The sequence below is a fragment of the Petrotoga halophila DSM 16923 genome, from assembly GCF_002924615.1.
In genome coordinates this window covers 1-3,467 of the sequence record NZ_JALY01000106.1, presented here as the reverse complement: position 1 = coordinate 3,467, position 3,467 = coordinate 1, and the positions used below count along the sequence as shown (strand labels likewise).

At 35.1% G+C, this 3,467-nt stretch carries 3 protein-coding genes; all 3 read right to left on the bottom strand.

Annotated elements, in window-relative coordinates; all coding sequences use genetic code 11:
* Window positions 1-52: 52 nt before the first annotated feature.
* Window positions 53-2,272: a heavy metal translocating P-type ATPase gene (locus AA81_RS04800; protein ID WP_103898375.1), complete on the bottom strand. Its 2,220-nt coding sequence runs from the start codon at window positions 2,270-2,272 to the stop codon at window positions 53-55.
* 17 nt (window positions 2,273-2,289) lie between these two features.
* Window positions 2,290-2,559: a metal-sensing transcriptional repressor gene (locus tag AA81_RS04795; RefSeq protein WP_103077007.1), complete on the bottom strand. Its 270-nt coding sequence runs from the start codon at window positions 2,557-2,559 to the stop codon at window positions 2,290-2,292.
* A gap of 359 nt (window positions 2,560-2,918) precedes the next feature.
* Window positions 2,919-3,467: P-loop domain-containing protein (locus tag AA81_RS04790; RefSeq protein ID WP_211292657.1), on the bottom strand; the 549-nt coding region annotated here is incomplete at its 5' end.

Below are 3,467 nucleotides of genomic sequence, written 5' to 3'. Positions count from 1 at the left end.
TGTTCACAAGACATATCTGGAACATCAAATACGTATTTCATTGTTTAACCTCCTAAAGTTTTTTTGTAATCCGACTTGAATTGTAAATTACGTTTATGGAACTAAATAACATGGCAATCTCTGCTATGGCTGGGTGAAGGATTCCAATCATTGCCAAAGGTATTGCAATAATATTGTAGAAGAAAGCCCAGAATAAGTTTTGCTTGATTTTTTTAAAGGTTATTTCAGATATCTTTATTGCATCTATAACTTTTGAAATTTCGCCCTGACTTATTATTACATCCGCTGATTCTATTGCCAAATCTGTCCCGTTACCTATTGCAATACCCATATCAGATGATTTTAATGCTGCAGCATCGTTTATTCCATCGCCTATCATTCCGACCTTTTTCCCTTCTATCTGATATTTTCTGACTATTTCTACTTTATTTTGAGGCGATATATTTGCAAATACCCTATCAATTCCAACCTTTTTAGCAACAGCTCTGGCAGTGTTTTCGTTGTCACCTGTTACCATTATGGGTTCCATTCCCATTTCTTTTAATTTTTTTATAGCTTCTACGGCATCGCTTTTAATCGCATCAGCGATTCTTATGTAGCCAACAATTTTTTCATTTTTGCTTACTTCTATTACCGTCTCTGCGTTTTCCATAAATTCTTGGTAGGGTTTTGCATCACGTGGTTTACCTATATAGTATTCATTGTTTTTGTATGTCCCAACGATTCCTTTGCCTGTTATTTCCTCTATTCCTTCGATTTCGACGTTCTGATTTTTAATATGTTCTTGTGCATATTCGACTATCGCCTTAGCCAATGGGTGAGTAGAATTTTTCTCTATTTCTGAAATGATCAAAAATGTTTCATCATCTAAATTATGTTCAATAACTGAAGGTTGACCTTTAGTTAAGGTTCCAGTTTTGTCCATGAGAATTGTATCTATATCTTTAGCTGTTTGGATGGCTTCTCCATTTTTTATTATCAATCCTTTTTTGGCAGATACAGAACTTGCAGCCACAAGGGCCATAGGTGTTGCTAAGCCAAGTGCACATGGACACGCTATAACAAGAGTGGCAACAAACGAAAAAATTGCGGTAGATAGTGGTCCAGCTCCTGTAAGAACCCAAGGAATGACATTTGAAGCGTTAATCAAAAAAGGTTGGAATGTTTCATATTGGAAAAACCAAAGCATGCCGCTTAAGACAGCTAAAGAAAAAACCGTCGGTATAAAATACAAGGTTATTCTGTCAGCCAGAGCTTGAATAGGTACTTTAGAGGATTGAGCTTCTTCTACAAGTTTGATCATTTGATTTAGGAATGTGTCTTCTCCAACTTTTTCCACTTTTATTTTTAAAAGCCCTGATTCGACTATCGTTCCACTCACTACAGGATCCTTCTCGCCTTTTAATACAGGTAGTGGTTCACCGCTTATCATAGATTCGTTTATGGAAGCTTGTCCTTCTACGATAGTACCATCTAAAGGGATTTTTTCACCTTGCCTCACCAGTATTAAGTCACCTATTTTGACTGTCTCTATGGGTAATTCAACCACTCCCTGATCAGTAATTACATTCGCTTTGTCAACTTTCATCGAAAGAAGAAGCTTTATTTCTCTTGAAGCACTATGTTTCATCCTTGCTTCAATGTATCTACCTACCAGATTCAGGGTAATAAGCATAGATGCAATAGTTCCAAAAGAAAGGATATCTAAACCAATAATTGCTAAAACTGTAGTCGCCCAAGCGGAAATAGCTCCAAGGGAAACTAATGTATCCATATTGGTATGAAGATGAGATAAAGCTATCCAAGCGCTCTTTAAAGTTTTTCTACCTGGTATGAAGATTGTTGCTGCACCACCGATTAATTCAATCAATAGCATAAAAGGAATATGCAACCCGCTCATATTTAAGATCATAAGAATCATAAGAGGAATCGTGATACCTACTGAAATATACATATCTTTTCGAGATTCTTTGAATCTCTTTTCTATCAAATCCTCGGTAGGTATTTCTTCAGAAACTTTGTATCCAACGTCTGATACAGCCTTTTTGATTTTATTCATTGGAATAGCTTCTTGTGATATTAATACAGCTTTTTCTGTGGCTAAATTGACAGAGACATATTTTACCCCATCTAATTTTTTAAGTGCCCTTTCTACATTTTTTACACATGTAGCGCAGGTCATCCCCTGAACACTGAAAGATACTTTATTATTTTGGGCAAATTTTTCTTGAGAATTTGATGGTTCTAACGATTTTTCTTTGACTTCACTCATATAGTGCACCACCTTTTCTACGTTTTTTTGAGATAATCGAAAACCTCTTCAAGTTCTTCTAATTTTATATTGATTTCTTCGGGATCTTTAGAAGACGTTGCATCTTTCACACATGTTTCTATGTGTTTTTTCAATATTTCAGAGTGAGCATTTTTTAAAAGAGAAATTGTGGCTAACAATTGCTTAGATATGTCGATACAGTATCTCTCTTCTTCAATCATTTTTATGGCTGCATCAATCTGTCCGCGTGCTGTTTTAAGTTTTCTAAGAGCCTTTTCGTGTTTCATAAAATCGCCTCCTTTTTATCCATCCCACCAGGGGAGGGTATGAAAATTATAATCTATTTTTATTACGGTCAAATTAATTATTCCTTTTTATGGGACACAAAATCTTTAAAACTTATTAAAATAATATAAATTAGATCATTTACTCATGAGTTACTAACTCGTGAGTAAGTAACTCTAAAGTAAGTAAGTACTACACCACAAAGTTATGGTTTTGGTGAAAGGCCTATTATTGTTTCACAAAATATACTATAAAAATCCAAACCAATAAAAAAGACGCCTTATGCAGACGCCTTTTATATTTTTCAACAATCCAATATTTTAACTAGAAAACAGCTAAGTCATTTTTCATCCTCTATTAATTAGATTTCTACTCTTTTCACTTTAAGAGTTCGCAACCTGTTTAAAGCTGCCCCTACCTCGTACGGTCTTGGTTTTACATAATCACCATCAGGGTAGTTAAAAGGGGAGATAATTTTAAGTCCTTCTTTTTCTAAAATATTGAAGATTTTATTCAATATATCTCCCAATGAACTCTGGCCATCTATGATTCCTTTCTGTAAAGCAAAGACAAGGATATAACCAATTGTTTTAGCCTGTTCTCTATTTAAAAGCTGCTCAAGGTTACTCAATTCAATATTGTTTCTACCAAAATGAATAACATCTTTGCTTGAGGCTTTAACTTTGAATTTATTTCCCCGCTTAGGGTTAATACTATCAGGGTCGGGAACCCTACGACAAATTCGACCAAATTTATCAGAACTTTCCTCTTTTCGCTGGGTAGGAAGCTCTATTGCAATCTTGTGTGCCAGATCTGTTACATCCTTAGGTCTATATTCATCCATCATGATCACATGATCTGCAACATCAAAGTAATCTCCAGCTCCTCCAACTACGATCACAGTAGAGAC

Excerpts from the sequence above, each read along its gene's own strand:
- AA81_RS04795 (WP_103077007.1), bottom strand. The coding sequence starts at position 2,559 with ATGAAACACGAAAAGGCTCTTAGAAAACTTAAAACAGCACGCGGACAG.
- AA81_RS04800 (WP_103898375.1), bottom strand. The coding sequence starts at position 2,272 with ATGAGTGAAGTCAAAGAAAAATCGTTAGAACCATCAAATTCTCAAGAA.